Below are 26,784 nucleotides of genomic sequence, written 5' to 3'. Positions count from 1 at the left end.
TCGGTTTCGCTTTACAGCTTTACACCGTCGCGCCGTCATGCGATTACGCCCTCCACCTGTGAAACCCAATCTGCTTTCTCTCCGCCGTCCTCGTAATCTGAGAACCAGTTTGAGCAGGTAGCGTGACTGTACGGCACGAATTTGGCGGTTTCGCGGGCGCTCATATCCCGGTTTTCCATGCACTCGCGGATGGTCCACATGGCGACGGTCTTCACCCGGTCTTCGTCCATCTCGTCGCCTTCGTCGTCGGTCGGTCGGTTCCATGCCCACTCGCTCGCCTCGTCGTCGTTGTATCGCCAGTCCGTCTCTGGGACGCCCTCAAGTTCGTACTGGATATCGGCGAGTTGGCCGCCCTTGATGCTGTCTGCGACGATTGCATTCTTCTGCGTGACCTTCTTGACGATGGTCCCGACGCGCCACAGCAGCGGGTGAATCGACTTCTCGCCGTGCGCGATGTAGATGAGCGCCCCGCCGTACTTCCGGATGAGATACACCAGCGGCGCCATTTTCTGCGCCACCTCGAAGCCCTGTTCGCCCTGGCCGCCGGCCGAGACGGAAAACTCGTCGCCGATGAAGGTCTTCGGGCTCTGTTGGTTCTGGAGCGGGTCGCCCTCGTGTTCGACCCACTCTTTCAGCGTCGGGTAGTTCGGGATGAAACCGTCGCGAGCGTCCCCGTACTGGTCCATCCACGGGTCTTTCTCCCGGAGCGTCGCGATGTTCGTCGCGACGAGGTGGTTGCCGTCGACGAGGTCGTCGCGCCGCTGCGCGAGCAGGCTCGCGAAGTTCGTCTTCCCGGCGCCCATCTCACCGAGGACGATGATGACCGGGGCGTCGCCGGTGACGAGTTCGTCGATCTTCCCCATCGCCTTCAGCCCGGAGATGTCCGCCTGCTGTCCCTGGTCGCCGGTCTGGTGCTTGAGCGTCTGCATGTCGCCGTTCTGCATGGCCTTCCGACCGGCGTCGGTCGCCTCGACGCCGACGATGTCCCGGTGCTCTTGGAGGTCGCGCGCCTGGCCGGGCATCTCACCCGGTCGGTCCGCCTCGCTCGGGTCGTAGTGCATCCGCTGAATCGACAGATAGCGGCTGAGCTTCGGGTCCCTGACGTGCGCGGTGTGGGGGTCTGCGACCGGGTCTTTGTGCCCATGCCCATCGACGTGCTCGCGGTACTGTGCCGGCGTGTATACGTCGCTCTCGTCAGTCATCGCTCATAGCCTCCTGCTGCTGGCGGGCGCCGTCGACGCGGTCGCTGAGGCTCTGGCCGTCCTCGACCCGGGAGCCGGCGGTGTACTCGTCGATCGACGGCATCGACTCGGCGTCGAGGCTCGGGATGTCGTCGTCGTCGCCGGCCACGTCCTCGAACACGTCGCGGGCGGTGGTCCGCTCCAGGGTGGTTCCCCGCTCGCGAGCCTCCGCGAAGTCGTTGACCGTCTCCTTCTCGTACTGGGTGACGCCGCGCGACCACTTCGCGCGGGTGTCGGCGAGCCGCTCGATCTGGTCCAGCATCCACCCGTGCATGTCGACCATCATCGACTGAGCCGTGTACAGTTGGGTGTCCTCCAGACCCTCCAGCCAGACGCCCTTTACCCGCAGTTCGTCCACATCGTCGAGATACTCGTACTCTTGGACCGCCCAGGCGGTCCCGCCGTTGATGGGGTACGGGTCGGGGCCGTCGACGGTCTTGTTCCGCCAGGTCTGCGGGGGGACGTAGTGCTTCTGGATGTCGTCGCCGCCGGTCCCGCGGGCGTCGACGTGATGCACTTCCTCCCAGTTGCGCCGGCGCAACCAGCGGGCGATGGCGACGCCCCCGAGGTAGCACGGCAGCCCGAGCACGATCCAGGCGACGAGCACGGCGCCGACCCAGTCCGGCGGGCTCGGAATCGATGGCTGGTAGTAGGCGAACAGGCCGATGGCGCCGAGGACCATGCCGGTGACGAGATACTTGAACTCGGCGACGAGGTAGACGGCGTGATCCCACTTGGAATCGAAGGTTGGGGCTGTCTTCGCCGACATTAGGCCACCTCCGGCCGTCCCCGCTCGCCACGTAGTTCGTTCCACCCGGCGATGAGCATCCAGATGAACGCGACGCCGACGCCGGTCAAGAGCGCCTGGATCGAGGTGAGCACGTCGAGCACGTCGAGGCCGCCGCCCCCGCTCTTGACGATGACGCCGTACAGCGGAGTCTCCTCCGTTCCGATGCCGACCGCCGCGCGCCCGTTCGCCTCGGTCACACGGATAGCGACGGTCGCCTCCTCGCCTGGACCGAAGGATTCCGAGCGAGAGCGCCCCTCGCCGCTGCCGTCGGCCAAGAACCCGGCGTCCCAGAAGACGATCGTCTGCACCGTCTCGGAGCGGACGGTAACCTTCGCGATGCCCTTCTTCGGAACGTACTCACTGGCGACGATCGCGGTGTTCTCGTCGATGCGCGTCACGTTGCTGTCGCCCTCCGGCGCCGGGACGGCCGTCGGCGTCGGGGTCGCCGTCGGCGCCGGCGTCGCGGTCGCGTCGCCGCCGAGGGAGATGTTCGGGAGCGAGATGTTCCCGGCGCCGCCGGTCGCGTTCGACAGCCAGCGACGGGCGCGGTCGGCCTGGCGGTCGCTCCGATCGGCGCCCTCGGAGCGGACCCACTCGGCGACGGTCCGCACGTCGTCGAGGGTGGCGTTCGACGGGTCCACGTCGTCGAGCACGTCGTCGGCGGTCGGCCGGGGCGTCCCGGTCGGCGTCGGCGCCGCGGTCGGGGTCGCCGTCGGCGTGGTCGTCGGGGAGATCGTGGCCGCGGTCGTCGTCGAGGCCGTCGGCGTCGCGGTGGCGTTCGGGGTGTCGGTGCCGTTGGTCGTGGGCTGTGGGCTCGCGACGCCGGCGCCGGTCGCGACGGTCGTCAAAGCGAGCACTGCCAGCACTATGAACAGCGAAAAGCGCATGAGTCGGTTACCTCCGGCCGCCGTTCTGGGACAGGACCACGACGAAGACGGCGCCGGCGACGAGCAGGATCACGACGCCCTGACTCCCGCCACCGAGCAGCCCGCCGCCGCCGACGCCGCTGTTCAGATTGTCTTCGCGGGCTTCGAGTGTCGCCCGGAGCAGAGATAGATTCTGGTTGAGTGCGATCAGTTCGTCCGCCGAGTGGGTCCGGTAATTCCTCTCTGCGACGGTGAAGTTCGTTCGAACCTCCCCGTCATTGGTGGTGATGTTCGTGATGGTGAAGTTCTGACCAATCTCGCGGATCTGCTGGTTCTCACCCATCTCCACGAGGAACTCCGAGCCTTCGATAGTGGACGGGTCGTAGGTCGTCCCGACTTCCCACTGGCCGCTCGGAGGATTGCTCCGACTCATCACGATGCCGCGAGTCGTCGAGTTGTCCTCGAAGGTGATGTTCATCTGGCCGGTGTCCTCGAAGTCCTCCGGCGACCCGATGCCGATATTGGCCAGCAGCGCCGCCGAGTACGTCGAATACTCCGACCCCGGCCCGTAGGTACCCAACAGACTCGCGGGGGTCACGATGTCCGAAGCGTTGATCTCGCCTGCCTGTATCTCGGAGTGAGTCCCGTTAACGACAGTTTCCATCTCGGAGACAGCACTAGCCGTCTGGCTGTCGATTGCCGCAAGGTTCTGAGAGTAGTTCTCGAATCGGAGGGCTTCGAGAGTCGATTGAGTATCGGTCGGTGGGGCAACATCCATCCCGGTGATGTTGGCCCAGTAGCTCGAACCTCCGTCGGGATTGCTCTCAGTGGTGCCAGATGACGGGCCGATCTCTACGGTATCCACGTAGGTGGGTTCTCCGTTGTACTCCCAGTGAGACTCAACAGTTATCGTCTGTACATCGACAGATGTGCCATTCTGCAATTGATAGGATTTGGTACCGTAGCCGACGACAGTCGAGTTGATGTGGTTAGAGTCCGATTTGTCTCCGGTCCCGACGTATACGTAATCTGAAGGGACTCCCGTCTCGTTTGCCGCGAGAGCCGAGAGGTATTGCATCTGGGAGACGTGACTATTCCAGCCGCTGAGGTAGTTGTATTCGATTCTCGACTCGTAGTCAAGAATCGCGCCGGTAGCGTTGTCCTTGGCAGCAGTCTCGCCCTCACCTTTGTCAAGACTCCACTGATAGGCCGGCTGGCCATGGTTGGCGATGGCGACCGTCTCGGAGTCTTGCAGGCGGTTACTGATGACGGCGTGGTCGTTGTCGGCGGCGTCCATTGCCGTCGCCGCGGACTGGTAGATCTCTTGTTTCGTCTCGTTAGCGTCGATGTCAGTCGTGTTGATGGTCTCGGAGGATGGGAAGGTGTAGCCACAGTCAGTGGTCTGTCCCATCGTCCCGACGATCGCCCCGATCTGCTCGTCGAGGTCGCAGGAGAATCCGGGGTCCCCGCCAGTGTGGATAAACAGGTTGTCTCCCGACCAGTCAAACTGGTTGAAGTCGCTTCCGGACCCAGTGTCGGGCTCGGATGAGACGCCAGAGACTCGGAGGGTGACGTTCTCGTACGCTCCGAAGTTGCCGAACGCTATCGAATCGTCCCGGTTCGAAGCGTCGTGGGTCTCTCGATACAGCAGTTTGCTCCCGGAGAGTCCGGGGGCGTCGTCGGTCTCGACTTCCAGGGTAAACTCGCCGGACAGTTGCTCAAGGTCCAGAACAACGTGTTCGGGGGACCCGGAGACGGTCTTCTCGAAGCTCTGTGCCGCCGCGAGGCCCGTCGCGAACGGCGTCGCCAGGGACATGACGAGCAACAGCGCGAGCACGGCCGGACCCATCGCCTCGCGAGCCCGGCGGGCGCGGCGCCCGATCATGCTTCCATCTCGTCAGCGATGCCGAGGGGGTCGTCGCTCTCTTCCTGGTCATCGGCGTGGTCGTGCTCGACGCCGTCGCCGGCGCGACGCTCGCGGAGGTGGTGGCCGGCGACGACGGCGCCGGCGACGATCGACGGGACGACCACGGGGAACGGGTCCCCGATGATGGCCGAGGCGATCGTGCTCGCCGAGACGCCGATCGTCCCGACGAGCCCATAGCCCAAGGTTCGGTCCATCGGTGGTCACCCGAGGTAGCTGATGACGTAGTAGCCGGCGGCCTGGACGCCGAGAGAGACGATACCGAACGCGGGCTCGCTCGCGATGGTGTCGCCGAGGCCGAGGATGTTGAGCCCGGAGCCGATGACCAGCAGGATGGTGCCGATCATGACGTAACTCTCGATGGTGGCCTGACCCTTCGCGAGCGCCTTCAGGTCGGTATCGATCTCCATGTCCTTCCCGCCGGCGTCCATACGATTCGTCGCGTAGGCGCCCAGCAGCGACAGCAGCGAGAGGCCGAACGCGATGGTAATCTCGGTCCCGCTGCCGGTGCCGGACCCGCCGATGGTCCAGATGCTCCCCGAGAGGGCGTGACCGAGGATAGTGATACTCGCGATGCCGGCCGTGACAGCGGCCGACAGCGCGAAAACGGTGCCTGCGATAGCGTCTTCCATGTCGATTTGTCCGAACATGATTCAGTCGTCCATCAGGGAGACGGACGCCCGACAGGTTCTTGCGGGGTACCTTGAAGCAGGTCGTCAGATACGCCCCGCTTGACGCACACCCCACCGGTTGCGCGTCGAGAGAAACGTTCGACGCGATATGCACACGAGGGTAATCCAGTCGTGTGCATATTGATGCCCGGGGAGGGCTCCGAACCCAGAATTCGAGCGCTGTGGGCTGTGGGCCAGTATGGGCTTTATGAGTTATCGGGGTTCCAGTAACTCGCTCAGACCTGCTTTTTGGCCTCGTGTTCACGAGCGGTCGGTATGCGAATCCGCGAAGACGGCAAGCACGCGCACCGGTCCGACACCATCGAGCAGGCCGCCGAGTTCTGGGATTGTAACAAGACAACGGCGTTGATGCGTTCGGCCGACTTCGCTCGGCGAATGGATGGTAATATCCAGTCAGTCCTTTCCAGAGGAGATCTGACCGCCGAACAGAAACAAGAGATTGCAGAAACTCTGAGTATTCCGGGTGTCTACACCATTGAATTTTCTGAGGAAGTCTCAAGGAAGCTCAGATAGGTTGGATGTCGTCACCTATCATATAATGGTCACCGGTTACTCTGTCTGGCCCCTTTCGCGATCCTCTTCTAAGAGAGCCAAAGTTACTACGTAATCCAATATCTCATCATAGAACATCCGCAGCGCAAAGGTTCGAAACCATTCAAAGAAGTCATTTAGTTCTCGTTGGTAATCCTCTGCGAGTTCTGTAATCTCAATCTCATCGTCCCATTCTTCAAGCTTATCACGCACGTCTGAATCCCACCCATCCCAGTCCATCATTTCACTCTTGTTGAGAATGAGTTTAAACTCGGTTTCGTGTCCCTGACCATCTCCACGTGCTTCTGCACGAAGTGAAGACGCGATTGGTGGGAGTTCTCGTTTTTGCGTATAGTGGCGTATCTGTTTCAGTAGATCCACTTTGGAACCTAAGTCTCTCTCACTAATCTCTTCGAAATATCCCTGCTTCAACCCTGGTTTTTCGTCCTCATATCTATCTAATATCGTATATGTGTGTCTTATCAAGGAATGAACTGACGCAGAATAATTGTGGAGAAGGCGAAGGTATTCTCGCTGAAAAGCATCCATTTGTTCTCTGTTGTCTTCGTCCCACAATTCCATTCCCTGTTCGAGATACCAGTCACGACTTTGGGTCAATTTCTGGTGGTTCTTGTTGACAATCTCTAAGGTCGTAAACAGGGATTCAATTTGACTGTGGATCCGCTGACCAGGCGAATCTCGCGCGTCGTCAAGGAGTTGACCTATATCCCTATCGTCTTCCTCCATTCGCCTACTTAATTTCTCGTCGGGGTCGTCTCCGTTCTCTCGTATGATTTCTCGTATCTTATCCTGCATGTGTAATTCGTAATGTTTGATACTTTCTTATACAAATTGGGGTGTATCTGTAGAGAATCTAAATCTCTTCTGCAGTAAGATCGCCGGCAAGATAGTCCCGCCCCTTCTCAGAAATGTGGTAGTACGTTCCGTCTGCCTCAACTAGCCCCGAGTCTTCGAGCTTATCGATTCGGCGGGATATCCACGACCGGGAATAGTCGAGATTATGCGCTATGACCGATGGAGACAGGTCCAGCCCAGATTCGTCTAAGAGTTCCAGAATCCGGTCATCAGTCTGATTCATCCAGTCCACCCGTGGACGCATTGTCCACAAATCGATTCGGTCTGTGTAACCGTTTTGGATGAATGGCGTTCCGTATCCATTATGATTCTGTTACGAAACATAGTGTTGCCCAGATTTATGTGAGGTGGGTCCAACAGTCGGAGCAAGAGCGGCACACCGGGCTGGCGGGGCGTAGTTCCCGCGAGAAAGAGTCGGTGGCCGACGACCCTACCCGTCGGCCGGGGTGTCGCTCTCACGAGCGAACACATGACGACGAGACATGCACGCTGGCTTAAGCCAGGTGGCGAGGGGTATCGAGCAGGGACTACTTTCACCGGCGGTTCGGCCGCTCAGTTATCCGATATCTGGCCGGGCGGATGGGTTAGTTGCGGGATACGGGCGCTTTACTTTCAGTCTGCGCGTCTGGATTACCCCTTTTATGTCACCTCCATTCAGTCCGACCCGGTTATGTCGGAATGTGAGAGAAAGAAGACCGTCCGAATCGAGGACCGTCACGACCGGTGGCGGTTTACCTGTCCCCGCAACCACCGTTCCTGGGAGCCCACGAATCACCACTTCTGGTGTTCGAAGTGCGCCCGCGTCGAAGGCGTCGATGGCGTCTTCGACGAGCTGCGCGACAAGCGGAGCGGTGACCTACTCCAGCGCGACGAGGTTCTACTGCTGACGCCCGCCGGGCCCTACGACCGAGATCTCGACCGACGGGAGGGACCGGCGTGAGCGCGCAACTCGAACCTCTCTCTCCGTCGGAGGCGGTCGACCTGTACCTCGAAGCCCGCGACGATGCCGCGGACCAGACGCTCGACGGGCAGAAGTATCGACTCCGCGCGTTCGTCGCTTGGTGCGACGAGGAAGGCATCGCGAACCTGAATGAGCTGTCCGGTCGGGATCTGTACGCCTATCGGGTCTGGCGACGCGAAGGCGGGTACTCCGGCGAGGAACTCGCGACGGTCACCCTCCGCGGTGACATGGCGACCCTCCGGGCGTTCCTCCGCTTCTGCGGTGATATCGACGCCGTGCCCGAGGAGCTATTCGATCAGGTACCGCTCCCCCGGATGGACGGCGAGGCGGACGTGAGTGATAGCACGCTCGACCCGGACCGGGCCGTCGAGATCGTCGACTATCTGGAGCGCTTCGAGTACGCGAGTCGGCGCCACATTATCGTCCTGCTACTCTGGCATACGGGCTGTCGAGTGGGCGCCCTCAGTGCGCTCGACTTGGGAGATCTCGACCTGGAGGGTGAGCGTCCCCGCGCCGATGGGCCGGCGATTCATTTCGTCCACCGGCCGGAGACGGACACCCCGCTCAAGAATAAGGAGAAGAGCGAGCGGTGGAACGCGATCAGCGGTCACGCCGCGGACGTGCTGGACGACTACATTCAGGACCGCCGCGACAAGGTGACCGACGAGCATGGGCGCGCGCCGCTCGTCACGACCCGGAACGGCCGGGTGTCGGTGTCGGCGTGCCGGGATACGCTGTATCGGGTGACTCGCCCGTGCTGGCGCGGCGAGGGGTGCCCGCACGACCGGGACCCCGACGAGTGCGAGGCGGCCCACTACTCAAAGATGAGTACGTGCCCATCGTCGCGGTCGCCCCACGACGTGCGGAGCGGCCGGGTGACCGCGCACCGACTGGCCGACGAGGACCGGTCGCTGGTGTCCGACCGGATGGACGCCAGCGAGGACATTCTGGATAAGCACTACGACCGGCGGAGCAAGCGTCAGAAGGCGGAGCAGCGGCGGAGGTTGTTCGACCTATGAGATTCGACCCCACCAAGTTGACCACGGAGACGCATCGGCGAGGAGATACCCCAGTACGGGGAGGGCGGACTTTCTCACCGAACGATTCGGAGCCGAGAGGAGTCACGCTATCGTGCGATTCCGTCTCGCCCCGTTTGGGTTGAACAGGTCACCGAACTCGGGTAACCGCCGTCGTGCGTTCGCGTATAGCCGAACGTATCGGGGAAACTAGAAACTTTCGGCCCGAAATCGCGTACTGCCGTCATTCGAGGGTACAGGTGTTGGGCGGCGTGTTTTCTTTTTAAAAGCGCGTGAAAATCGCTCCACAGAAGTAGGCCACCCCGACTCAGGAGATTGGTGAGATATGCCATCAAGCATATGCGCTTTTATGACTGCGTGGAAGTCTCGGAATCCGCCCGATTGTCATAGTATTATATGAGGAGAATTAGTGATGCAAACCGAAATCCAGAGTACCACGTATCGAGTGATGAACAGGCGAGATAACACAGGTGGTGGGTGGAGATGACCACACCTGCTGTCATCCACTTCGACGGAGGGACTCGACCAGATAATCCCGGTCCCTCGGCGATCGGGTACATCGTAGAGACTGATGACTGGACCAAGGAAGGGAACGACCACATCGGAGAATCGACCAACAACCGAACCGAGTATCACGCCCTGATCCGAGGGCTGGAAGTCGCCTCCGAGAAGAGATGCACCGAGGTCGAAGCGAGGGGCGACTCCGAGGTAATCGTGAAGCAAGTTCGTGGCGAGTATGGGGTGAACCAGCCAGAACTCCGTCCACTGCGCGACCGCGTGCAGGAGTTGGCTAACGAGTTCGAGCAATTCGAGATACAGCACATTCCACGAGAGGAGAACTGGGAAGCCGACGAGTTGGTGGACCAAGCCTTCTCCAACTGAGTGTGCCAGACCTCGGCATAGGCACTGTATGGAAGTTCCTGTGGACCCTAACCGTGCTATTCTGCGGTTCAGTGGACTAATTACGGATGAGAGTTCATTTCGTCTTATGGGATGGAAACGTCGCTTATATTTCGGACTGAAACTTGACAAACTCGGGAATTTTGGGATTTCAATCCCTGAATTAGTTGTGAGTCTGAATAGATTGCCGGGATATTATCGTGATATCAGAAAATATCGAGAGAAATCGGGTGACTCGGCAATACCCATATCCAACTACACTCCGATGCTAACACACATTGATCAAGGTGCAGGAACAGCATCGGGACATTACTTCCACCAAGATTTGTGGGCTGCAAAAAGGATTCGGAAGGAAAATCCAGAAGAACATTATGACATCGGGTCAAAGATTGATGGATTTGTATCACATTTGTTAGTATTCCGGGATGTGACTGTGATTGATATCAGATCCTTGGATTCCAATGTACAAGGATTGGAATTCATACAGGACGACGCAACCAAATTAGACCAATTCGAGGATAATTCGGTAGAATCAATATCATCTTTACACGCAGCGGAGCACTTTGGTTTGGGAAGATATGGGGACCCAATTGACCCAGAAGGACATACGAAATTTATGGATAGTATTCAGAGGGTCCTACAAAAGAACGGAAAACTATATTTTTCTGTACCAGTTGGCCAAGAGCGAGTTGAATTCAATGCCCATAGGGTTCTTTCACCGTATACAGTTCTGGACCAATTTGAGGAGTTAGAACTCGAAAGGCTTGATGGTGTAATCGATGGAGAATTCGTCAAGTCTCCCTCTCCTGAAGAATTGGAAAAGCAAGAGTATGCCTGCGGTTTGTTTGAGTTCACAAAGTAGCATCTCCAATTGTCATAGTGTTATATGGTGGGTTTGACGAGAAATGCCGTATATGGAAAACACCCCGTGTACTTCGGTTGATAACCGACGAGATAACACGGGTGGGGTGTGACGGATAAAACCCTCTCGAACACCTATCCCCTCTCCACGTACCTCCCTCCGAAGGTGTCGCTGTTCGTTCGACAGACCTTCTCTATGGTCATCTTCCCGTACGTGGCTCCGTCAGAGGCGTGTACCTCGTCCCACTTCGGACGCACCCCGCCAGAGGCTCGGAAACACTCGTCCATCAACTGTTGGTTGCTCTTGCACCAGTAGTAGAGTTGATTCATAAAGAACATATCCGGACTCCACCCGATTGTCATAGGGTTATATGAAGGGTTGGGCGATGAGAACAGGCGGAATATCACAGTAGTGTGTGTGGGTGGTCTCCACAGGATTGAGCGATCTCTCTTACTGTACATACCTCCCATCGAACTCGTCATCTCCTCTCCGACAGGCGATTCGAATGTGCCTCTCGCCATAGGTGTCTCCATTTGAGTAATGCACCTCGTCCCACTTCGGACGCATCCGGCCAGAGGTACGGAAGCACTCATCCATCAACTGCTGGTCACCCTGACACCAGAAGTATAGTTGCTCGATGAAGGCCATATCCGCTTCGGAGGCAGAGGTCTTCATCCCATTCTGTCCTCTCCACCAGTGAATAACACGAGTGTGGTCGACATCTGTATGCCTACATTTACCATACTCCTCGATGGTTCGGCGTACCTGCTCGGGAGTTGCACCCGTCTTTCCTCCGTCGAACCCCTGCTCACTCACAGGCTTTTGCTGACCCGTGAAGGAAAACTTCTGGCTTTCGGGGAGATGGTCGTCCTGCACTTCTCGGACCACTGTGGACCTACTCTCGACCGATGTGAAGCCACCGTACACATCTCCGGTCAGGGCGAAATACCGGCTCTCGTCGTACACTTCGAGATGTCCTACCTCCGATAAGTCGCCGCGATGCTTGTGGTCGTCCGAGTGATCGCCTTCTGCGATGATGTGTAGCCCTGTTCCCGAACTCGATACCTCGGTGTAGGAGTCAAGTCGTTCCACGATACCCAGTGCCTCGTTCGTAAACTCACCGCCTTCCTTCACATCGTCGAGGTCGAATCCGATGAAGGGACCGCCCTCGGTGAAGCAGAAGGCCACTGCTCCACCGAGTTGTTCGGCCTTGCTCTGCGCCTCGGTGAAAGCGAGTTGATTCACCGACTTCTGCCACCCCTCGGATGGAACGATTGGCTTCTTGTCCTGAGTCACGAGCCACTGGTCGTGTTCCTTCAGGCGACTGGGGAAACGGTCACCACCACCTGTGTTATCCTCACTGTCCTGCTGGAAGGTGAAGTCAAAGCGACTCATCGCACGTCACTCCCGTACTTTCGCCAGACGTAGTCCATCAACTTCTCGCCATCGATACCGAGCATTTTCTCGGCTTCCTCCACGAGATAGGAGTCATTCGCCATCTCCACATCGTCGTACTTGTAGAGGGTAGCGAAGCCGATACTGGCCCCATCGATACCCTCGTAGTACCGACTGAATCCTTGCAGGTCTTCGGCCATCACCTTCTGGACAGCCCACTCTTTAACGGGACCGTTGACATCTGCTCGTGAGAGGATGATGTGCGCTCGGCAGAACTTCCAGACGTCTTCCTGTCGGACCTTCTGGCCATCCCATCCCTCGCTGTAACCGTTCGACCGTCGCTCGTATGGGTGTTGACGACCGTGTTGCAGGCGGAAGAACACCTCGTATCGCTCCTCCATATCCCCGTCTGCATCTCGTGCGTATAGCGTCGTCCGAGCCGTCGAGCAGGGCGGGAAACTCGGCTGATGGTCGTACTGATGCTTGTCCTTCTGGACATCACCCCACGACTTCGAGCCAGTGTCGAGTCGCTCCTCTAAGGCGAGCGGTTGCCCTCCATCGGTTACGGCTTTCGCTGTGTCTGTATCCACGTCCTCGTCGGACGATTCCCTGTCCTCTTGATTGCCAGAGGCGTTGCTGTTTCGTTGCATATTGTGTTACCTCACAAGCCAGACTCATCGCTCAAGAGCCGTGCTGAACAGTCTCGTGACTGCCAGACCCACTGCTCAAACCACCGCTATACGGATACCCTCAGCAGGAGAAGTGGCTACTCATCGAGCGATACCTTTCTGACTTCCTTACACTACTATTGGTTAGTATCATACTTAAAGATGGCGACCAGTTCTAACCCGATTTTCTGTACACAGAGGCGATTTGATGCACTTTCTCTAGACAAACGCGGACACTAAATACTCTTAAAACTCCACTGTGTTATTTCTGTTGTCTGTCATTCAAAGAGGGGTGGTCTACCAGTCCCTTCACCCCCCATATAATCCTATGACAATCGGGCGGTCACATCGAGTCGAGGTACTCCCGCCGTTGCTCCATCTTCTCCTCCTCGGTCATCTTGTTGTAATGCTTGTCAAGAACGTCGGGCGAGACGTCTGCCCTATCAGAGACGACCTGCTTTGGCACGTCGTTCCAAGAGATGGGTGAGGCTCCCCTTCCGCAAGCAGTGGGGACTCCGTGACTGCTCGCACTTGCTGGCGTAGGAGTAGGGGTACTGCTCGTCACAACAGCAGGACTCACCGTAGTAGCAGGGTCGGGTGATGTGGTACACGAGGGCACGGATGTTGCTCTGACTAACACGCCCTTGCTCCGTCGTCACGAGTGGCTCTCGTCCGTCGTCGTCCTTCACGTCAGGGCGGGTGTGGGCTATCCAGTCGCTCACGACGTCACACGTCTGCTCTGGCAAGGCGATGATTCGCTCCGCCCGCTCTCCATTCTTGAGTGCAGTTCCCTCGTCGGGACGATGACGGATTGCGAGCGCCTGCTCCTCCAAGCGGAAGTCTTCGAGATCGAGCGAGTGTAGGGTTCCCATCCGTATCGAAGTGGCCCAGAAAATCTCGAACAGAACGTGCTTTCGAGAGGCGTACTCGAATCGTTCGAGGTACTCCCGAATCTTCTCTGCCCGCTCTCCGTCCAGCATCTCGTCCTTGACGTCGTCGTTGGCATCGAGGGTCGGGAGCAGGATTTCCTCGTGCGTACCTGACTCGACGGCGTCGATGCTCTCACAGAACCGCACGAAGGCACGGAGTGTCGAGAGTTGGGTCCGAAGCGAGACAGGGTTGAGGTCACCGTCATCCTTCCGCCAGAGCCGATACTCGTACAGCCTACGGCCAGTGAGATCGTTGAGATTGGTGAGGTCTTCCTCTCCACACCAGCGAACGAAGTGCTTGAGGCGGTATCTGTGAGCCTGTACGGTCCTTTCAGAAGCGTCGTCTTCCCGTTGAGCGAGGTAGAGGTCTACCGCTTTCTGTGGTGCGATGAGTTCGAGGTTTTGCGTCATCGGTTGTCATCTCCGCGAACCCACGACGTCGGTCGGGGAAGCCGAGCAGATGGCCCGATGCAACCCTGTTATCCCGCCGCAGTCCCCCGTTCAATTCGGGGAGGGCGGACTCGCTTTTCGGCCGAACCGCATCCGACCGTCGAGCGACGACACCGGTCTCCGAGAGCGCGCCCGACGTATCCAGAACGCATGCCAAGGTCTAACACGGGTCAGTCCTGAGTTCCTCGAGGCCGGTGTTTACCGGCCCACGACGGTGTCTCGGTGTCGGCGCGTGACCGACCCCCGACCCCTCCCACACGCGCGCCGATGGACTCCGGTCGTCCGGGACACCTGTCGTCTCACTCCTCGGACCCGTCGGCGCCCATCGCCTGTGTGACGTGTGTGACGGTGACGAGGCCGAGACCGCCGACGAGGTTGCCGGCGGTGACGACGGCGGTCATCGCGGCGAGGCGTTCCGGACCGACCGTCGCGCCGAGCAGCGTCCCGAGGACGACGTGGAGGATGGAGACGACGACGTGGTCGAACGGCCCGAGCGCGAGCATGAAGCCGACGGCGTAGGCGAGCCAGAGTCGGCTGCCGTCGCTCCGGACGGAGACCACGAGAAAAGAGAGCAGGCTCACGAGCGCGCCGCCGGCGATGCCGCGGGTGAACCACGTACCTGCGGGTCGGTGCGCGGTCTCCTCGGCGAAGCGCGCGAGTGCCTCGGCCCCGGCCGGTGGGATCGCGCCCTCGACGGCGAACACGAGCGCCAGCAGGCAGCCACCGAGGAGGTTGAAGACGAACGTGAGCGTCCACAGCCGAAGCAGCGACGGGGCGGCGGAGGTACCGCGTTCGACCGCGGCGGCGGCGGGGTCGGAGAAGTTCTCGTTGAACAGTTCCGTCCGGCCGGCGACGAGGAAGACGAGCCCGGGCGCGAAGGCCAGCGCCCCGGCGACTCGGGCGGCGTGGCCGGCGGTCGGTTCGACGAGCCCTTCGACGATACCGAGCGCGACGACGCCGAACAGGACGGTGAAGCCGGCGATGAAGCTCGTAGAGGCGAGTTCGAGCGTCGACTGGTCGAGCCGGCGCTCGCCCTCCGCGACGGCGCGTTCGAAGATCTCCTCGGGATCCAGTTGCTCCGCCACGTGATCGATCGGGGCGCCGGGGGCAAAAGCCGCTGGCCGGCGATCGAATGGGGCACCTTCGCGGGCGCTCGCGGGCGGTGGGTCCCGCCGGGGGCTCGCGCCGTTCCCGGTCGCGGCCACCGGGGGGCCCGCGTCCGGCGTCGCCGGGTGTAAACCCCTGGGACCACAACCTCGGGTATGGACGAAATCGAACTCGGCCAGGCGACGATCGTCTACGACGACCCGGAGGAAGGCACGACCGAAGTCACGGTCGACAACGAGGAGGTCGTCTACGCGCGCGACCACTGGATGCTCAAGTCCGGGACCGACGACGACGGCAACGACCTGATGAAACAGATCCCGCGCGACCGGGTCCACTCCGTCGAGCGCAACGTCGAGCGCTTCGAGGACGAGGCCTCGACGGTCCGCAACCGCGTCGAGTCGCTCGCCAGCGAGATGCGCGAGCGGCTCCCGGTCGGCGGCGACGGCGAGCGCCGCCACGGAGACGGCCACGAGAACGACGACGGACCGACGCGCGTCCCGGTGACCGAGGCGGACGACCACGAGAGCGACGACGGCGAGTGAGCGACGGCCGGTCCCCGCGACCCGCTCGTTCGACGCGTGCCAGCGGGGTCGATCGGGCCGCGAAACCGGGTCGACGAGAACACGGCCAAAAGTGGCTGTAGAGCCGGACTGGAGCGTTTTCGGCGGGTGTAAACTATCCTCGCTCTTTTTAGTGGGAGCGTTCCTGGTACGGATGTGGTCACGATGGGCGTCTTGGAACGGGCCAAACGCGCTTCAGGGCTGTCGAAGCCCGAGGCGTTACCGTATCTGTGTCTCGGGTGCGAGACGCAGTTCGACATCCAGTATCACACCTGTCCGGTCTGTGGGAAGTACGACATCCGACGGGCCAAGTGGGTGAACGCGGACGGCGACTGCCGCTGACGGCGGCCGTCCGGACGCCTCGCCGACAGCTCAGGCCTGCCCGAAGCCGAGCGCGCGGCCCACGACCCATGTGACCCGGGGCCGAATCGGCCCGCACACCCCTTTATTTATCCCGCCGCCTCGCCGAGCGACGGCGTCGACAGTCGGTCACCCCGGCAGTTCGCCGTCCGGGGCACCAGCGCGCTGAACAGTCCGTATCGTTCAAGGTGTGGCGTTTCGATGAGGGGTGCGTGGCAGTCTCGTTCGACCTGTTCGGCACGCTCGTCGCCGTCGCTCGACCCGCCGACCCCGCCGAGGCGGTCGCCCGCCAGCTCCGCCAGTGCGGGGTCGCGGTCCCAGACGACTGGGCGGCGGCCTACCGGGAGCCGCAGGTCACTGTCGAACCGGGGGCCGAACTCGCGCTGTCGGACCACGTCCGACACGCACTGGCGAGCCGCGGCGTCGACGCCGACGCGGAGACGGTCGCGGCGGCCGTTCGCGAGGCGTTCGACGGCCCGGTCGACACTCGCGAGGGCGCCGAATCGGCCGTCGCCGCGGCCGCCGAGGGCGCCCCCGTCGGAATCCTCTCGAACTGTAGCGTCGACGGGCTCGTCGAGCGGACGCTCGCCCGATCGGAACTCGACGCCGACCGGTTCGACGCGATCGTCGCGAGCGTCGACTGCGGGTGGCGCAAGCCCGACCGTCGCGCGTTCGAGACGGTCGCGCGGGCGCTGGACGCTCCGGTCGCCGATCTGGTTCACGTCGGCGACGACCCCGCGACCGACGGCGGCGCCGACGACGCCGGGGCGAGTAGCGTCCTCCTGCCCGACACCGACCTGGCGGATCTCCCGGCGCGACTGGAGGCGATGGGGTGTCGCTGAGCACCGTCGCGGTCGGGCTGGCGCTCGCGCTCGACGCGGTGGTCGGCGAGCCGCCGACGCGGGCCCACCCCGTCGCCTGGTTCGGCCGGCTGGTCGGGCCGCTGGACCGGTCGTGGACCCGGCCGCGACTCGTCGGCGCGCTCGCGGCTCTGGCGCTTCCGATCGCGGCAGCGCTGGCCGTCGGTGGACTCGTGGCCGCGGTCGGCGCCTGGCAGCCATTCGCTGGCGCCGTCGTCGGCGGCGTCGCCCTGTTTCTGACGACGAGTCTCCGGCGGTTGCTCTCGGTCGCCCGCGAGGTGACGGCGCTGACGGAGACGGACATGGACGCCGCTCGCGCGGAGCTACGCGCGCTCGCCGGTCGAGACGCCGCAGCGCTGTCGCCCGGCGAGACCCGGAGCGCGGTCGTCGAGAGCGTCGCCGAGAACCTGGCCGACGGGTTGGTCGCGCCGCTGGGGGCGTTCGCCGCACTCGCGGTCGCAGCCGGCCTGGTACTGTCTTCGGGGTCGATCCCGGCCGGCCTCGACCCGGCAGTCGCGGCGGTCGCGCTCGGCGCGGCGGGGGCGGCGTGGGTCAAGGCGGTGAACACGATGGACTCGATGCTCGGTTACCGGTCGAAACCGGTCGGGTGGGCGCCGGCGCGGCTGGACGACGCGGTCATGTGGGCGCCAGCGCGGGCGAGCGCGGTCCTGATCGCCGTCGCGACGCTGGCGCCGGGCTCGCCCGTCGCCGCGCGGCGCTGGCTCGACCGCGTCCCCTCGCCGAACTCCGGGTGGCCGATGGGGACGGTCGCCGCCGCGCTCGACGTGCGACTCGTCAAACCCGGCGTGTACGACATCAACGCCGACGCGTCGCTGCCGACGGTCGAGGACGCCGAACGGGCGGTCGGCCGGGTGGGACTGGCCGGCGGGCTGGCGTACCTGGGTGTGGGGGTGCTCACGTGGGTCTGAGGGACGCCTCGGTGGCACTCCGCGGCGCGCTGGGCTTCCTCTCGCGGCTCCCCGTGGGCCGGAGCGAGCGCGCGTGGGATGCGTTTCGGACGGCGCCGTGGACGTTGCCCGTCGCGGGGTACCTGCTCGGCGGGCTTGCCGCCGTTCCGGTCGCGTTCGGGGCCGTCACGTCTGTCCCTGCGGTCACGGTCGGGCTCGCGTATCTCCTCGCCGTGGTCGGGCTGACGGGGATCAACCACTTCGACGGCGTCGCGGACCTGGGCGACGCGGCGGTCGTCCACGGCGACGCCGAGCGCCGCCGCGAGGTGATGGGTGACACCGCTCTGGGCGTGGGCGGGACGCTCGCGCTCGCCGCGGTGGTCGCCGGGCTGGCGCTCGCGGGCGTCGGGCTCGCGGCGCTGCCGGTGGCGGCGGCCGTCGGGCTGGTCGTCGCCGCGGAGGTCGCGGCGAAGGTCGCGATGGCGACGCTGGTCGCGCTCGGCTCGGCGGCACACGACGGCTTCGGCGCGGCGGTCGCCGAGGAGACGCGATCTCGGGGACTCGTCGCCCCGCTCGCGCTGGCCGCGCCCGCCGTCGCGCTGACGCTCCCGTCGGTGGCGGCCCTCGCGGGGCTTGCGACCGCACTGACGGTCGCCCTCGCGCTGCTGTGGTGGGCCCGCGAGCGGCTCGGCGGCGTGACCGGCGACGTGGTCGGCGGGGCGAACGAACTCGCGCGAGTGGCCGCGCTCCACGCCGGACTGGTCGCCTGGCGCGCGGACTTCGCGGTGCCGGCGGGTCTCTGGGAATCGGTCGGTCTCGGGGAGGTGGTCGCGTGGACGCCCTGGTGATCTGCGGCGGGAAGGGCACGCGGCTCGACTTCGACGGCGAGAAGCCCCTGTTTCCGGTCGACGGCGTGCCGATGGTCGACCGGGTGCTGGCGGCGCTGGCCGATAGCCGGATCGACCGGGTGTACGCCGTCGTCTCCCCGCACGCCCCCGAGACCGCCGCGCACGTCGACTGTCCGACCATCGAGACGCCCGGCGAGGGGTACGTCGCGGACCTGCAACACGCCCTGGCCGACGAGCGGGTCGAGGGGCCGGTGCTGACGGTCGCCGCGGACCTGCCGCTGCTGGACGCCGAGGCGGTCGACGGCGTCCTCGACGCCCACGAGTCGGGGTCGCTGACCGTCGCGACGCCGACCTTCCTCAAGAGCGCGCTGGGCGTGAGCGTCGACACGACCTTCGTCCACGAGGGCGAGGAACTCGCGCCCGCGGGTGTCAACGTCGTCGGCGACGGCCCCGACCGGACGCTCGTCCGCGACGACGCGCGACTGGCGGTCAACGTCAACCGCCGCGAGGACGGCGCGGTCGCCGAACGGCTGTTGCTATAGACTCAACACCGCTGTACGACGCCGTCGTCGATCGGGTCCGGACCCGGTGAGACGCGGCCGTCGGTCTCCGCCCGGACGGTGTGATCGGCCGAGACGAAGTACACGACGGTGAAGTCGCCGCGGGACTCCCCCTCGAAGACGCGGTCGTACGCCAGTCTGACGACGGCACGGTCGTCGCCGCTCCGGAGTACTTCGGCGGCCGACTCGTCCAGTCGGACGTCGGGGAAGTCGTGGGCGGGGAGCCCGGTTCTGCCGTCGGGCGTCTGCGGGCCGAGGTCGTACATCGCCCGGTACGCGAGGTAGTAGCGCTCGTACGCCCGGGCGTAGGCCACCGCGGCGTCCGGCCCCGGATCGTCGGGACGGCCCGGGACGGGCCGGGGTGTGGTGCCAGTAAATCCGACGAACTCGTCAGTCACGCACTCTCTCGGTAGATCTCCGAGGGCTTCTTCGGTAGCCTGTGGACCGTTATCGGGGGTCGTCGCGGTCGACTCGACTGTCGACGGGGGCGGGGTCGACGTTCGGGCCGTGGGGGGTCTCGGCGACTCGTCGTCTGTCTCCGACGTGGGACAGCCCGCGAGTCCGCCGGCGAGCCCGACCGAGGCGCTCGCGAGTACCGACCGTCTGGAGGGCATGGCGGTCGCCACTCCCGGGCGCGGTAAGTATTTTGTCGCCCCGGGAGCCCTCGCGGGCTGTGGGAAACCCTCAATGGGCTCACCGCCGAAAGTGGGGTATGTCATTCGACCCTGAAGTGCCCGACCCGCCGAGACTCGACGCCGCCGAGGACCCGGGCGACTACGACGCCGTCGAGGAACCGGAGACCAGAACCGGCGAGGAGGGACGCCGCGAGGCGCTCGCGGAGTTCCTCGCCGAGGGCGCCTGGGAGGACGGCTTCGCCGAGTGGGCCGACAACTCGTATCTCGACGACGAGCAGTTCGAGGCCGCCCGCGAGCTGGGGCTAGTCGGCGCGCTCGACTTCTACTGGAACGAGACCGCCGGCGACGTGGGGTATCGCGCGCCCGAACTCGCGACCGACCTCCCCCAGCCGTGGGACGACCGGCTCGACCGGAACGACCGCGCGGACATCGAGGAAGCGCTCGACGAACTCGGTCGCACCGTCAGCGAGGTGCTGGAGAACCGCTACGTCGACCGGAGTTCAGAGGCCTTCGGCTACACCTGGGACTGACGGGCCGGCGGAGAGATCCGAACCGCCGCTTGCGGGCGTCGCGAGCGTCTGTGCGAGCAAACCGTTGCTCCGACTGTGACCGGAGCGGGAGCTTCTTGTCGCCGCTCGCCGACCCACCGGTATGGACACCGAGGCGGTCGCGCGGCTGGCGGGGACGGCGGTGACCCACGGCAGCAGCGACGACCCCGACGTACTCGATTTCAGCGCGAACGTCAACCCCGAGGTCCCTGACGGTGTCGCCGAGACCTACGCAGGGGCGCTCGACGGCTCGCGGACCTACCCGCCGGAAGACTACCCCGAGTATCGGCGGGCGGCGGCCCGGTACGTCGACTGCGACGCCGCCGATGTGGTCCCGACGGCGGGCGGGCTAGCGGCCATCCGACTGGCCGTCGCGGTCACCGTCGACCCGGGCGACCGGGTGCTGGTCCCCGCGCCGAGCTTCGGCGAGTACGCCCACGAGGTCGAGTTGCAGGGCGGCGAGGCGGTGGCCGCTGACCACGACGTGACGCTGGATCGAGACCCCCACGAGTTCGCGCTCGCGGTCGTCTGTAACCCGAACAACCCGACCGGGGACGCCTACGAGCCGTCGGCACTCGCCGACTTCGCCGAGCGCTGTCGCGCCGCGGGGACGCCGCTGCTCGTCGACGAGGCGTTCCTCGGCTTCACCGACCGGTCGTCGCTGGCGGGCGAGCCGGGCGTGGTCGTCGCGCGCTCGCTGACGAAGCTGTTCGGGCTGCCGGGGTTGCGGGCGGGCTTCGCCGTCGCGACGGGCGAGCTGCGCGAGCGGATCCGGACGGCGGCGCTCACCTGGGGGCTCGGCTGGCCGGCCGCCGCGGTGGGCGCCCACTGCATGGACAGCCCGGAGTTCGTGGCCGAGACGCGCGACCGCGTGGCGAGCGAGCGCGAGCGGCTGTGGCGCGCCTTCGACGCCGACCCGCGGTTCTCGGTGTACGACCCCGACCCGCCGATGGAAGCGGCGACGGCGCCGTTCGTCCTGCTTGACTGCGGGAGCGCCGAAGGGGTCGAGGAGTTGCTCTCGCGGGCGCGAGCGGCCGGCATCGAACTCCGGGACGCCCGGTCGTTCGCGGGCCTCGAGACGCACGTCCGCGTCGCGGTCCGGACGCCCGCCGAGCACGACCGGCTGCTGGGGGCGCTGGATGTTCGAGAGTGAGGTCTCGGCGGACGTGTTACGGGTGCGCCGACCGGGCACTCGCTGGCTCTCGACGGGCTTTGCCGGCGGTTACGAGACCGCCGACGCCGCCTACAACTGCACGGTCACGGAGGGGTTCGCCCGGACCGATCTCTCCGCCTACGTCGCCGAATCCCGCGAGCGGGCGGACTTTCCCGAGGCGGGGCCCGCGATGCTCACCGGTGTCGACCTGCGACACGCTCGACGCGCTCGGCTGGACGGCGTCGAAGTCGTGGCGACTGCGGGCGTCTCGAACCCCGCCGCGTTGCCGATGGGCGGCGAGCGGGCGACCGAGCGGGAGGACTCACTGGGGGAGGAGTCGCCCCGACCCGGGACGGTGAACCTCCTCGTCGGGACGACGCGAGCGCTCTCCGACGGCGCGCTCGCGACGCTGCTGGCGACGGTCGTCGAGGCAAAAACGGCGACGCTGCTGGCCGAGACCGGTTTTACCGGGACGACATCGGACGCGGTCGTCGTCGGGTCGGACCCGTCGGGCGAGCTCGCGGCGTTCGCCGGGAGCGCGACGCCGGTGGGGCGATCCGCCCGGGTCTGCGTGCGCGACGCCGTCCGGGCGAGTCTCGACGGGCGGTACGGTGCCGCGGGCGGCGACCGCGCCGACGGGGACGGGACGGGCGACGCGATCCCCGACTCGGTCGCTGCGGCGGAGCACGGCACCGTCTCGAACGGCTGCGCGACCGTCTCGCGCGTCGGCGAGTAGCGCGGACCCGCCGGGTCGAAGCGGCTACGGGCCTGGGGAGCGACGCAACCGATATGAGCGACGACGCGACCGCCGACGGCGACGTGCGAGGCGACGACCCGCTGGAACCGCGACCGATCGAGCCGGCGGCGCCGGAGGAGTTCGGGCTGACGCAGGTCTGGTGGGGCGACGGCAAGGGGAAGACGACCGCGGCGATGGGGATGGGGATGCGCGCGGCCGGCCACGGCTACCGCGTCCACATGCTCCAGTTCATGAAAGGCGGAACCAGTACCGTCGAGGACGTGCGCGGCGAGTACAACGCCATCGCCGCGCTCCCGGGGTTCTCCTACGAGAACAGCGGCCACTACGGCTGGCATCGCTTCCACGACGGCACCGACGACGACGAACACGCCGCCCGCGCGACGGGCGGCTTCGAGCGGGCGAAAGCGATCGTCGCGGCCGCCGGGAAAGCGGACCTGTCTTCGGCCCTGCCGCTCGACGGTCCCGCCGACGACGGCGTCCACATGCTGATCCTCGACGAGATCTGCTACGCGGGCAACCGCGGGCTGGTCGACCCCGACGACGTGCGGGAGCTGGTCGAGTCGAAGCCCGAGAACCTGGAACTCGTCCTGACCGGCGGCCACGAGCGCCCCGACTTCGTGACCGACCTCGCGGATCTCGTGACCAACGTCCGCAAGGAGTCCCACCCGATCGAATCCGGCCACAGCGCCCGGAAGGGGACCGAGTACTGAGTGGCGGGGCGGTGGCGAGCGTCGGCGGGTAGCTGCGCGAACCGGTTCAGGTCCCAGGCGGCCGGATCGGCGGCCGTCCGCCCGTCACTCACGCGAGTTCGTACCGGTCGAAGGTGCGAACGGCGTAGCGATAGGACAGCGCCGGGAGCAACAGGAGGACGACTAGAGCGGCGGCGCTGACCGTGTAGAGCGTGCTCGGCGCCAGCGACGCCTGCGTCGAGAGGGCGAACGAGCCGAGCGCGCCGATCAGCGTCGCGCCGAGTTCGCGCGCGCCTCGGAGGCCGACGAAGACGGCGGCGACGGCGGTGAGGACGACGTGGGCGCTGAAGAGGACGAACGCCCACGGGCTGGGGACGACGGCCTCCATCGAGCGGGTGACGTTCGTCGCCTCGAAGCGGGGGAATGCGGTCCCGATACCGACCGAGAGGCCGGCGGCGACGACCATCGCTACGGGCGAGAGGCCGACGAGGATCGCCGTCTTTTCTGCTCCGACGGGGCTCAGCGCGGCGACGGCGCCGACGAGGACCGTCCCGACGGGGACGACGACGATCAGGCCCGCCAGCACGTGCGCGAAGACGAACGTCCGGCCGGTCACCTCGCTCAGGATGGTGGTCGAGAGCACCGAGCCCTGGTCGCCCAGCGGGTTGAGCGTGAAGACGACGCCGCCGGCCCAGGCGACGAACACGAGCAGCGCGTAGGGCAGATACACCGGGATCTCGCCGGTCTGGAGGATATCGACGAACGCGCCCGTCCCGAAAAAGAGGGGGTAGGCGGCGTACATCATCTTGAGCGGCGAGCGGGCGGCCCGGCGCCAGGCGAGGACGGCCAGCGCCGCGGTCGGCCGGTCGACGACCGTTTCGAGTCGGCGGGCGAGCCAGTCGTCGTCGGTGGTCGCCGGGGTGACCGCATCCGCCGCCCCGGACGCACCTGTGTCGGCGGGCTCGGGGTCGTCCTCGTCCTCGCCGGCGAGGGCGGGGTCGGCGAACCAGTGGCGCCTGGCGACCGCCGTGCCCGCGGCGGCGGCGACGGCGACGAAGGCGACGGAGGCGACGGCGGTGCCGGCGGCTCGCGTCGCGTCGGCGGACACGTTCGGCAGGCCGAGGAGGCCGAGGTCGGCGTACCAGCCGACGGGCGAGGCGGCCATCGGCTCGAAGATGGCGGCCACGGCCTGGTTGAGCGACCCGCTGACGATGGCGGCCATGTAGAGGACGAAGACGAGGGCGATCAGACCGTTCTTGTGGCGGGCGACGAACGGGAAGCGGGTGACGACGTGGCGGATGCCGAGCCCGATCGCGTACGCGGCGGTGACGGCGGTCGCCCCGCCGAACGCGACGGCGAGCGGGACGCCGGCGGCCGGCCAGAGCGTCTCGGTCCCGAGCGCGAGGCCCGCGCCGGCGCCGACGGCCGGTAGCAGCGTCCAGATCAGCAGGTATGCGAACTCGCTGGCGACGAGGCCGACGTACGCTTCGACGGTGGGGACGACCGTCAGGACCCCTTCGGCGTTGGTGAGGGTCCCGCGCTGGCCGACTGCGCGGACGGCGAACAGCACGACGCCGATGACCCACATGACGCCGAAGAACCCGCGGGCGGCCTCGGCCGCCGCCGCCGGAGCGAAATCGAGCGAGCCCGACGCGAGCGCACGGCCCAGCGCCCGGCCGCCGTAGACGCCGCCGGCGGTCAGCCCGAGCGTCAGCAGCGCGAACAGCCCCACCGAGACCACCGACGCGAGCCGCTTGTTCGGGTCGGTCCGCTTGCGGACCATCCGCCGCACGTCGATGCGGGTCAGCCGGAGGCTGTGGCCGACGTTCATGACTGGGTGTCCGGCGTCGCCGCGCTCGCTTCCGTCGCGGTCGTCTCCTCGGCGTGGTCGGTCGTCACTTCGAGGAACACGTCCTCCAGCGACCCGGCCTCGCCGCGCTCGGCGCGCTGTTTGAGGCGGTCGGGCGGCCCCTCCGCGACCAGGTCGCCGCGGTGGAGCACGCCGACGCGGTCGGCCAGTTCGTCGACGACCGGCAGGATGTGCGTCGAGAGGAAGACGGTCGTCTCCCCGTCCGAGAGCTCCGCGATGAGGTCTTTCACCGTTCGAGCGGCCCGCGGGTCGAGCCCGCTCGTCGGTTCGTCGAGGAAGAGCACCGGCGGCTCGTGCAACACCGTCGCGATGAGTCCGACTTTCTTGCGCATCCCCGTCGAGAAGCCTTCGAGCCGGCGGTCGGCCTCGCCGGCCAGCGAGAACCGCTCGAGATAACGGTCGATGCGGTCACGGGCCTCGTCGCGGGGCAGGTCGTGGAGGGCGGCGACGTGGCGCAGTTGCTCGCGCGCGGTGAGTTCGTCGAACAGCGGCGGCTCCTCGGGGAGATACCCGACCACCGAGATCAGTTCGCGACGGTCCGTCACGTCGACGCCCATCACGTGCGCCGACCCGCTCGTGGGCCGGGTGAGCGTCGTCAGCATCCGCATCGTCGTCGTCTTCCCGGAGCCGTTCGGCCCGAGGAAGCCGTACACCTCGCCCTGGTCGATCGACAGGTCGAGGCCGTCGACCGCGAGCACGTCGCCGAACCGCTTCGTCAGGTCGGTCGTCTCGATCGCGAGGCCGTCTGGGGGACGTTCGGGGGCCATATCGGGCCTTCGCGCGTCTGTCCCTTATTTGATCGGTCGCGATGTCGGACCCCGAGTCTCAGGGGGTCGCTCACCGCAGGTCGGCGCGGAGACACAGCGACCGCGGCGGTCGCTCGGCGAGGTCGGCCACCTCCGTCAGGAGGTCATCGTCGAGTCGCTCCGATAGGTCGGGTTCGCGCAGGTCACCGAGTGTGAACCCGGCGTCGAACAACGGCCCGGTGACGGCTTCGAGCGGCCGTCGGTGGAAAGTCGCGGGTTCCCGTTCGTCGGCTTTCCCGTCGTCGGGTATCGCACCGCCCCAGTAGAGGTCGTAGCGTTCGCTCTCGCCGTAGGTCGGCGAGGGGGATTTGGCGTCGACGGCCGGCCGCGCGTCGAGGCCGTCGATGGCACGGGTGTCGGGGTAGGACGCCTCGCGGACGACGAGGTACTCGTGGAACGGGTGGTGGGTCGAGCAGACGACCGACCCGCCGGGGCGGAGGGCGCGGGCGAACGCGGCGGCGACCGGTTCGAGGTCGGTGACGTGCGAGAGGACGTGCTGGCAGAGGACGAGGTCGACGCCGTCGTCGGCGATGGGGTCGAGGCCCTCGGCGAGGTCGCCGTGGCGGAACTCGACGCGGTCGCGGTCGCCGTAGCGCTCGCGTGCGGTGTCGACCATCCCCTCGCTGGCGTCGACGCCGATCACGTCGGCGCCGCGGTCGGCCAGTGCGGCCGCGTGGTAGCCATCGCCGCAGCCGGCGTCGAGGACTCGCTGACCGTCGAGGTTCGGGAGTAGTTCCTCGAGCGTGGGCCAAAGCACCTGCGCGCGCCACGGGACCTCGGCGTAGTCGCTCCAGTCGTCGGCGATGTCGTCGTAGTGGTCGTCCGTCATGTGAGGCCTGCTGGTAGTGGTCCCAGCCGACAGTTCAGTGGTTCGACTGGTCGGTATGTGTGCTCGTTGAGCGTGCTAATCGAGTTGCGTTGGAAGGCGATCGAGCCTCAGTGACCGTACTCACCAGGGACAGCAAGCGCTGAACGCCCTCGGCGCGAGCGCGCCTCGCCCG

32 protein-coding genes are annotated in these 26,784 nt (G+C 65.2%); 15 read left to right on the top strand and 17 right to left on the bottom strand.

Features of this window, described 5'->3' with window-relative positions:
• Nucleotides 1-35: 35 nt before the first annotated feature.
• The 6 genes from C475_RS00560 to C475_RS00535 are packed head-to-tail and all read right to left on the bottom strand — an operon-like array spanning nt 36 to nt 5,471.
• Nucleotides 36-1,202, bottom strand: a complete 1,167-nt coding sequence (locus C475_RS00560) for a hypothetical protein (RefSeq protein ID WP_049929800.1) — start codon at nt 1,200-1,202, stop codon at nt 36-38.
• Complete coding sequence (locus C475_RS00555) at nt 1,195-2,010, bottom strand: hypothetical protein (RefSeq protein ID WP_006881769.1); 816 nt, start codon at nt 2,008-2,010, stop codon at nt 1,195-1,197. Before C475_RS00555 ends, C475_RS00560 begins: the two co-directional genes overlap by 8 nt.
• Nucleotides 2,010-2,918: a hypothetical protein gene (locus C475_RS00550; protein WP_006881768.1), complete on the bottom strand. Its 909-nt coding sequence runs from the start codon at nt 2,916-2,918 to the stop codon at nt 2,010-2,012. The genes C475_RS00555 and C475_RS00550 overlap by 1 nt, the downstream gene beginning before the upstream one ends.
• Nucleotides 2,919-2,925: 7 nt before the next feature.
• Entirely contained in the window at nt 2,926-4,782 is a 1,857-nt protein-coding gene (locus C475_RS00545; RefSeq protein WP_006881767.1) for a hypothetical protein, read from the bottom strand.
• Nucleotides 4,779-5,018, bottom strand: coding sequence for a hypothetical protein (locus C475_RS24160; RefSeq protein ID WP_006881766.1), 240 nt, complete (start codon nt 5,016-5,018; stop codon nt 4,779-4,781). The genes C475_RS00545 and C475_RS24160 overlap by 4 nt, the downstream gene beginning before the upstream one ends.
• 6 nt (nt 5,019-5,024) lie before the next feature.
• Entirely contained in the window at nt 5,025-5,471 is a 447-nt protein-coding gene (locus C475_RS00535; RefSeq protein WP_049929796.1) for a hypothetical protein, read from the bottom strand.
• A gap of 297 nt (nt 5,472-5,768) precedes the next feature.
• Here C475_RS00535 and C475_RS00530 point away from each other — a divergent pair, with 297 nt between their 5' ends.
• Nucleotides 5,769-6,026, top strand: a complete 258-nt coding sequence (locus C475_RS00530; protein ID WP_049929794.1) for a DUF7692 domain-containing protein — start codon at nt 5,769-5,771, stop codon at nt 6,024-6,026.
• Between the two features lie 36 nt (nt 6,027-6,062).
• Here C475_RS00530 and C475_RS22905 read toward each other — a convergent pair whose 3' ends face one another.
• Together C475_RS22905 and C475_RS22100 are read right to left on the bottom strand one after the other, a co-directional pair.
• Entirely contained in the window at nt 6,063-6,860 is a 798-nt protein-coding gene (locus C475_RS22905) for a hypothetical protein (protein ID WP_152436285.1), read from the bottom strand.
• A 58-nt stretch (nt 6,861-6,918) separates the two neighbouring features.
• Nucleotides 6,919-7,164, bottom strand: coding sequence for a winged helix-turn-helix transcriptional regulator (locus tag C475_RS22100; RefSeq protein ID WP_082223214.1), 246 nt, complete (start codon nt 7,162-7,164; stop codon nt 6,919-6,921).
• Nucleotides 7,165-7,590: 426 nt separating this feature from the next.
• Here C475_RS22100 and C475_RS00520 point away from each other — a divergent pair, with 426 nt between their 5' ends.
• The 4 genes from C475_RS00520 (at nt 7,591) to C475_RS22095 (ending at nt 10,680) form a co-directional block, all read left to right on the top strand.
• Nucleotides 7,591-7,860 (top strand): hypothetical protein, encoded by a 270-nt coding sequence (locus tag C475_RS00520; RefSeq protein WP_006881762.1) that lies wholly within the window; start codon nt 7,591-7,593, stop codon nt 7,858-7,860.
• The gene (locus tag C475_RS00515; protein WP_006881761.1) at nt 7,857-8,900 is read left to right on the top strand and encodes a tyrosine-type recombinase/integrase; all 1,044 of its coding nucleotides are present in this window, start codon (nt 7,857-7,859) and stop codon (nt 8,898-8,900) included. The genes C475_RS00520 and C475_RS00515 overlap by 4 nt, the downstream gene beginning before the upstream one ends.
• Nucleotides 8,901-9,401: 501 nt before the next feature.
• A complete protein-coding gene (locus tag C475_RS00510; RefSeq protein ID WP_152436284.1) occupies nt 9,402-9,800 on the top strand; it encodes a ribonuclease HI family protein in 399 nt (132 codons plus the stop codon).
• 106 nt (nt 9,801-9,906) lie between these two features.
• Nucleotides 9,907-10,680 carry a DUF268 domain-containing protein gene (locus tag C475_RS22095; protein WP_161625152.1) on the top strand — a complete coding sequence of 258 codons (774 nt, stop codon included), beginning with the start codon at nt 9,907-9,909 and terminating at the stop codon, nt 10,678-10,680.
• 134 nt (nt 10,681-10,814) lie between these two features.
• Here the strand turns inward: C475_RS22095 and C475_RS25285 are convergent, their stop codons facing one another.
• The 5 genes from C475_RS25285 to C475_RS00485 form a co-directional block, all read right to left on the bottom strand.
• Complete coding sequence (locus C475_RS25285) at nt 10,815-11,009, bottom strand: phage NrS-1 polymerase family protein (protein WP_394295274.1); 195 nt, start codon at nt 11,007-11,009, stop codon at nt 10,815-10,817.
• A 121-nt stretch (nt 11,010-11,130) separates the two neighbouring features.
• Nucleotides 11,131-12,075 (bottom strand): phage NrS-1 polymerase family protein, encoded by a 945-nt coding sequence (locus tag C475_RS00500; protein ID WP_006881757.1) that lies wholly within the window; start codon nt 12,073-12,075, stop codon nt 11,131-11,133.
• A complete protein-coding gene (locus tag C475_RS00495) occupies nt 12,072-12,725 on the bottom strand; it encodes a hypothetical protein (protein ID WP_049929790.1) in 654 nt (217 codons plus the stop codon). Before C475_RS00495 ends, C475_RS00500 begins: the two co-directional genes overlap by 4 nt.
• A gap of 461 nt (nt 12,726-13,186) precedes the next feature.
• Nucleotides 13,187-14,083, bottom strand: a complete 897-nt coding sequence (locus C475_RS00490) for a tyrosine-type recombinase/integrase (RefSeq protein WP_235728420.1) — start codon at nt 14,081-14,083, stop codon at nt 13,187-13,189.
• Between the two features lie 338 nt (nt 14,084-14,421).
• Complete coding sequence (locus tag C475_RS00485; RefSeq protein ID WP_006881755.1) at nt 14,422-15,207, bottom strand: formate/nitrite transporter family protein; 786 nt, start codon at nt 15,205-15,207, stop codon at nt 14,422-14,424.
• Between the two features lie 177 nt (nt 15,208-15,384).
• Here C475_RS00485 and C475_RS00480 point away from each other — a divergent pair, with 177 nt between their 5' ends.
• The 6 genes from C475_RS00480 (at nt 15,385) to C475_RS00455 (ending at nt 19,307) form a co-directional block, all read left to right on the top strand.
• Nucleotides 15,385-15,771 carry a hypothetical protein gene (locus tag C475_RS00480; RefSeq protein WP_006881754.1) on the top strand — a complete coding sequence of 129 codons (387 nt, stop codon included), beginning with the start codon at nt 15,385-15,387 and terminating at the stop codon, nt 15,769-15,771.
• 174 nt (nt 15,772-15,945) lie between these two features.
• Nucleotides 15,946-16,131, top strand: coding sequence for a hypothetical protein (locus C475_RS00475; RefSeq protein ID WP_049929789.1), 186 nt, complete (start codon nt 15,946-15,948; stop codon nt 16,129-16,131).
• Nucleotides 16,132-16,361: 230 nt separating this feature from the next.
• Entirely contained in the window at nt 16,362-16,991 is a 630-nt protein-coding gene (locus C475_RS22755; protein ID WP_006881752.1) for an HAD family hydrolase, read from the top strand.
• Nucleotides 16,982-17,938 (top strand): CobD/CbiB family cobalamin biosynthesis protein, encoded by a 957-nt coding sequence (locus tag C475_RS22750; protein WP_006881751.1) that lies wholly within the window; start codon nt 16,982-16,984, stop codon nt 17,936-17,938. The genes C475_RS22755 and C475_RS22750 overlap by 10 nt, the downstream gene beginning before the upstream one ends.
• The gene (cobS, locus tag C475_RS22745) at nt 17,929-18,765 is read left to right on the top strand and encodes an adenosylcobinamide-GDP ribazoletransferase (RefSeq protein ID WP_235728419.1); all 837 of its coding nucleotides are present in this window, start codon (nt 17,929-17,931) and stop codon (nt 18,763-18,765) included. The genes C475_RS22750 and cobS overlap by 10 nt, the downstream gene beginning before the upstream one ends.
• Entirely contained in the window at nt 18,765-19,307 is a 543-nt protein-coding gene (locus C475_RS00455) for an NTP transferase domain-containing protein (RefSeq protein ID WP_193366291.1), read from the top strand. The genes cobS and C475_RS00455 overlap by 1 nt, the downstream gene beginning before the upstream one ends.
• 2 nt (nt 19,308-19,309) lie before the next feature.
• On the opposite strand, the gene C475_RS00450 is transcribed toward C475_RS00455, so the two are convergent.
• On the bottom strand, nt 19,310-19,723 hold the full coding sequence (locus C475_RS00450; RefSeq protein ID WP_152436282.1) for a hypothetical protein: 414 nt from the start codon (nt 19,721-19,723) through the stop codon (nt 19,310-19,312).
• A gap of 314 nt (nt 19,724-20,037) precedes the next feature.
• On the opposite strand from C475_RS00450, the gene C475_RS00445 reads away from it, so the two are divergent.
• From C475_RS00445 to C475_RS00430, 4 genes are all read left to right on the top strand, one after another.
• Nucleotides 20,038-20,490, top strand: a complete 453-nt coding sequence (locus C475_RS00445; RefSeq protein ID WP_049929785.1) for a hypothetical protein — start codon at nt 20,038-20,040, stop codon at nt 20,488-20,490.
• A 121-nt stretch (nt 20,491-20,611) separates the two neighbouring features.
• Complete coding sequence (locus C475_RS00440; protein ID WP_006881746.1) at nt 20,612-21,661, top strand: aminotransferase class I/II-fold pyridoxal phosphate-dependent enzyme; 1,050 nt, start codon at nt 20,612-20,614, stop codon at nt 21,659-21,661.
• Nucleotides 21,648-22,397 (top strand): adenosylcobinamide amidohydrolase, encoded by a 750-nt coding sequence (locus C475_RS00435; protein WP_006881745.1) that lies wholly within the window; start codon nt 21,648-21,650, stop codon nt 22,395-22,397. Before C475_RS00440 ends, C475_RS00435 begins: the two co-directional genes overlap by 14 nt.
• Before the next feature lie 53 nt (nt 22,398-22,450).
• Entirely contained in the window at nt 22,451-23,128 is a 678-nt protein-coding gene (locus C475_RS00430) for a cob(I)yrinic acid a,c-diamide adenosyltransferase (RefSeq protein WP_006881744.1), read from the top strand.
• 88 nt (nt 23,129-23,216) lie between these two features.
• Here the strand turns inward: C475_RS00430 and C475_RS00425 are convergent, their stop codons facing one another.
• From C475_RS00425 to C475_RS00415, 3 genes are all read right to left on the bottom strand, one after another.
• Nucleotides 23,217-24,938, bottom strand: a complete 1,722-nt coding sequence (locus C475_RS00425; protein ID WP_006881743.1) for a hypothetical protein — start codon at nt 24,936-24,938, stop codon at nt 23,217-23,219.
• Complete coding sequence (locus C475_RS00420) at nt 24,935-25,744, bottom strand: ABC transporter ATP-binding protein (protein ID WP_006881742.1); 810 nt, start codon at nt 25,742-25,744, stop codon at nt 24,935-24,937. The genes C475_RS00425 and C475_RS00420 overlap by 4 nt, the downstream gene beginning before the upstream one ends.
• A gap of 70 nt (nt 25,745-25,814) precedes the next feature.
• Nucleotides 25,815-26,612 (bottom strand): class I SAM-dependent methyltransferase, encoded by a 798-nt coding sequence (locus tag C475_RS00415; protein ID WP_006881741.1) that lies wholly within the window; start codon nt 26,610-26,612, stop codon nt 25,815-25,817.
• Between the last annotated feature and the right edge of the window lie 172 nt (nt 26,613-26,784).

It is taken from the genome of Halosimplex carlsbadense 2-9-1 (assembly GCF_000337455.1).
Taxonomy (GTDB): domain Archaea; phylum Halobacteriota; class Halobacteria; order Halobacteriales; family Haloarculaceae; genus Halosimplex; species Halosimplex carlsbadense.
This window is presented reverse-complemented; position numbering and strand designations above follow the sequence as displayed.